Genomic DNA, 744 nt, shown 5'->3' with positions numbered 1-744 from the left:
CGCCGGTCAGTGTGAGTCTGAGCAGCTCGGCCAATAGCATCAATGCGGGCAACCAAGTGACCTTGACGGCCAATGTGGGCGGCCTGCGTGACCTCAGCTCCATTGGTACGGTGGCTAGTTCTGGAATGACTGTTTCAGGCAATACTGTGACCAAGATAGCTGGAACTGGTTGGGACAACTCCGTTCGCAGCTCGGTAGGGTATGTCGGTGGGGCCAGCGTTAGTTTCAAGACGAACGCCAGTAATTCAATGGTGGGTCTAAACACGGACCCTGCCACTGACAATAATTACACCAGTATTGATTGGGCGTTTTATTGTTCCAGCGGTACCATGTATGCTTATGAGAACGGTGCTCAGGCGGCATATCTTGGCACTTGTACGAGTAATGATGTACTCAGCGTTACATACGATGGCGGTACGGTTCGCTATTGGAAGAACGATACTGTGTTGCGTTCTGTGGCTACGGCCATTACGCAGCCACTGTATCTAGATTCATCGTTTTACATTAGCGGCGATCAAGTCAACATACTGGGCTTCTCCGGCCAGACGACACCAGCGACCAATGGCAACGCAGGCACGGTCACCTTCTACAACGGCCAAACCGCCATTGGGACCGGCACCGTAACCAACGGTGTTGCCACCCTCACGACCAATGCGCTGACCAACGTAGGCAATTCCAGCATTACAGCCGCCTACAGTGGCGATGGCTTTAATGCCAGCGCGGCTTCAGCCGCCAGCACCATTG

The 744-nt window shown here is 53.8% G+C and carries 1 protein-coding gene; it reads left to right on the top strand.

Going from position 1 to position 744, the window contains the following annotated elements:
- Positions 1-11: 11 nt before the first annotated feature.
- A partial coding sequence (locus AC07OO_RS25575; RefSeq protein WP_495084996.1) for an Ig-like domain repeat protein occupies positions 12-744 on the top strand: 733 nt, incomplete at its 3' end.

The organism is Rhodoferax sp. GW821-FHT07G04, assembly GCF_059418585.1.
Note: the sequence above shows the minus strand (reverse complement) of the source record. Positions and strands in the feature narration are given on the sequence as shown.